Source organism: Henriciella sp. (genome assembly GCF_049649345.1).
Lineage (GTDB): Bacteria > Pseudomonadota > Alphaproteobacteria > Caulobacterales > Hyphomonadaceae > Henriciella.
The window spans coordinates 1-3,429 of record NZ_JBARZC010000271.1; the positions used below are offsets into that span (position 1 = coordinate 1).

4 protein-coding genes are annotated in these 3,429 nt (G+C 60.9%); 3 read left to right on the top strand and 1 reads right to left on the bottom strand.

From position 1 onward, the window contains the following. Window positions 1-195 precede the first annotated feature (195 nt). From WA989_RS07155 to infC, 3 genes are read left to right on the top strand one after another with little or no spacing between them, the layout of a single operon-like run. Window positions 196-1,416, top strand: a complete 1,221-nt coding sequence (locus tag WA989_RS07155; protein ID WP_424339817.1) for a glycosyltransferase family 4 protein — start codon at window positions 196-198, stop codon at window positions 1,414-1,416. 2 nt (window positions 1,417-1,418) lie between these two features. Continuing rightward, window positions 1,419-2,453 (top strand): glycosyltransferase family 9 protein, encoded by a 1,035-nt coding sequence (locus WA989_RS07160; protein ID WP_424339818.1) that lies wholly within the window; start codon window positions 1,419-1,421, stop codon window positions 2,451-2,453. 59 nt (window positions 2,454-2,512) lie between these two features. Then, window positions 2,513-3,055 carry a translation initiation factor IF-3 gene (gene infC, locus WA989_RS07165; protein ID WP_424339820.1) on the top strand — a complete coding sequence of 181 codons (543 nt, stop codon included), beginning with the start codon at window positions 2,513-2,515 and terminating at the stop codon, window positions 3,053-3,055. 5 nt (window positions 3,056-3,060) lie between these two features. On the opposite strand, the gene WA989_RS07170 is transcribed toward infC, so the two are convergent. Further along, complete coding sequence (locus WA989_RS07170; RefSeq protein WP_424339819.1) at window positions 3,061-3,294, bottom strand: hypothetical protein; 234 nt, start codon at window positions 3,292-3,294, stop codon at window positions 3,061-3,063. Window positions 3,295-3,429 lie beyond the last annotated feature (135 nt).

Genomic DNA, 3,429 nt, shown 5'->3' on the forward strand with positions numbered 1-3,429 from the left:
CAGCCCGGATGTGCCGTTCCGCTTGCGATAGGCGAGGCGCGTGCCATGCGGTGTATCGAAATGGAGTGTGCTCATCGTGCAATGGCCTCCAATGGTCTGCAGTTGAAGTCAAGCTTATGGCTTTGCCAGCGGAGACGGATAGGTCTAAGCCCATGCGCAAGGCGGGGAGGCCGAATAGATAGCTGGGAGTATCCAGTGGCTGTGGCGTTAAAATATAGAGCGATGATGCGCATGAACGCGATCGAACTGCCGGAACTAAGCGGAAAGACAATCCTTCAGGTCATCCCGGACCTGCATGCCGGCGGCGCTGAGCGCACGACGATCGAGGTTGCTGAAGCGATTCTCGAGGCAGGCGGGCGGGCGCTTGTCGTTAGCGAAGGCGGCCGGCTGGTGCCCGAGCTTGAGCGTCTTGGCGGGCTGAATGTCGAGCTTAATGTCAGCTCCAAGAACCCGATCACCCTCAGGGCCAATGCCACCAAGATTGCCCGGCTTGCAAAGGCGCAGGGGGTCGATCTCATCCATGCCCGCTCGCGCGCGCCAGCCTGGTCAGCCTATTGGGCGGCCCAGAAAGCCGGCCTGCCCTTCGTGACCACTTATCATGGTGCCTATTCAGGCGTCTCCGGCCTCAAGCGGAAGTACAATTCGATCATGGCGCGGGGCGATCTCGTCATCGCCAATTCCGAATGGACCGCCGCCCATGTCCGCAGCGTCCATGACACGCCCAAGAACAAGATCATCACCATTCCGCGCGGGGTCGATTTCGACCAGTTCGATATCAATGCCATCGCGGCCGAGCGTAAGGACGCGATCCGCAAGGCCTGGGAGATCGACGCGGACGAAAAACGCCTCGTCCTCCTCCTGCCGGGGCGGCTCACCGAATGGAAAGGCCAGAAAGTTGCCATAGACGCCATGGCGAGCCTGTCAGGCGCCGAGCGCGTCAAACTCCTCCTCATTCTCGCAGGCGACGCGCAGGGCCGCTCTGCCTATGTCGAGGCGCTGGAAGACCGCATCATCGAAGCCGGCCTGGGCGGCTCTGTCCGGATCGTCGGCCATTGCGAGGACATGCCGGCCGCCTATGCTGTCAGCGATATCGTCCTGGCGCCGTCCACGCGGCCCGAGGCCTTCGGCCGCGTCGCAGCAGAGGCCTCTGCCATGGGCAAGCCGGTCATTGTTGCAGACCATGGCGGGCAGAAGGAAATCGTCATTGAAGGTACGACAGGGTCTCGCGCAGAGCCCGGCAATCCGGCAGACCTTGCCGCCTCGATCCGCGCCATTCTTCAGCTCGGCGCAGAGGGCAGGGCGGGCATGGGAGAGGCCGGCCGCCAGCATGTCGTGGAGCGCTTTTCCAAGCGAGGGCTTCAAGCCGCGACGCTTGGCGTCTATAAGCGCCTGTTGGAGACGCATGAGGACGATTAAATTTGGGTGGACCCAAAAATCCCGGCGCGGGCGCAAAACGCGTTCTCGTCATCAAGCTGAGCGCGCTAGGCGACTTCGTCCTGGCGCTTGGAGCCATGCGCGCCATCCGCGGGCATCATCCCAAAGCCGTCCTCACCCTGCTGACCACGCCGCCCTTTGCGGAACTGGCAAAGGCGACAGGCTTTTTCCAGCACATCGAGACCGATGGCCGCCCCAAGGGCGTCAAGGCGACGCGCGAGCTTCTGAAGCGTCTCAAGGCAGCGAAGTATGATGTCGTCTATGACCTTCAGACATCCGGGCGCACGGCGAACTATTTCAAGGCGCTGAACCTGCCTTTCTCGAACCCGCCGCTCTGGTCGGGCCATGCCGAAGGGGCCGCCTTTGTGCATGATACCCCGCACAGAAGCGATCTGCATTCGATCGACCGCTTCGGCGAGCAGCTTGAAATAGCTGGGCTTGCCCCAACCGATCCCGGCGACAGCTGGCCGCCGATGCCGGACATGTCCTTTGTCCGCCGCTCACAGGGCGAAAAGCCGTCGCTGACGCCGGACTATTTTGGCGTTCAGGGGCCGTTTGCGCTGTTCATTCCCGGCGCATCCGAGCACAGGGCGGCAAAACGCTGGCCTGTCGAGAATTATGGCGGGCTTGCAAAGCAGGTTGCCGACGCAGGCGTCACACCGGTGATCATCGGCGGAAAGTCCGAGTCCGAACTTGCCGTCGAGATCAACCGGATGGAGCCGCGCTGCCGCAATATTGTGACCCGCACCAGCCTGTTCCAGATCGTGGCGCTTGCAGAAAAAGCGCAATTTGCGGTTGGCAACGACACCGGACCCATGCATATGGCGGCACTTTCCGGCTGTCCGGGCGTTGCGCTTTTTGCAACAAGTGAGAGTGATCCTGAGAAGGCCGCTCCCCGTGGCAGCCAGATCATCATCTGCGAAGCTGAGACCCTCGATCAGCTGAGCGTCCGGGATGTCTGGCAGGCTGTCCGGATGCTGGACCGTATTCCGGTTCGCGCAACTGGCGGTCAATCTTGAAAATTTCAGCCAGTATCGGCATATTGGCGCATCGTTTAGGCTAACAAAGGAGAAGAGCCATAGCACGTAGACCTCATGCGGCCCCGCCGTCGAAGCGAGACACAGGACCGCGCATTAACAGGGATATCCGGGCAGACAAGGTTCTGCTGATTGATGAACAGGGTGAAAAACAAGGTGTGATGCCGCTGATGGCTGCCCTTGAGGCCGCCCAGGAAGCGGGCCTCGACCTTGTCGAAGTGTCCCCGAACCAGGATACCCCGGTCTGCAAGATCGTCGACTATGGCAAGCTTCGCTACGAAGAGCAGAAGAAGAAGGCCGCCGCCAAGAAGAAGCAGAAGTCTGCTGAGCTCAAGGAAATCAAGATGCGGCCGAACATCGACACCCATGACTATGAGGTGAAGACACGCTCGATGAGCCGCTTCTTCGAGGATGGCGACAAGGTGAAAGTCACGCTCCGCTTCCGCGGCCGCGAAATGGCGCACCAGCATCTCGGCATGGAACTGCTCCAGAAGGTCAAGGAAGAGTTTGACGAGGTCGCCAAGGTCGAGCTCGAGCCGAAACTCGAAGGCCGCCAGATGACCATGGTGATGGCACCGCGCTAACGCCTCTAGCGTCTCAGTCCGCAGACTTCGATGGCCTCTTTCTGGAAAGTGGCCACTTTGCCTTGCTCGGCGGGGCTGAGATGCTGGTAGCGGAGCTTGGCGGCGGTCACCTCCTCGCTTGTACTCTCGGCGCTGCTTGTGTTGAGCGTGACGAAATCGGAAAACAGCGTCTCGCCCAGCAGGGCTTCCGCCTCCTTGGCCATGCAGTCGCAGTCTTCGCGCGTGCCCATCTGGTCCATGAAGCAGGCCTCCGCGAGCCGCTCCCTGTCAGTTTGGGGCTCGCTACAGCCCGCCAGCAGACCTGACACACACATGAATATAAACGCGCGCCGCATTGCTATCCCTTATACAGATAAGCTTCAGTTGAGAGACAC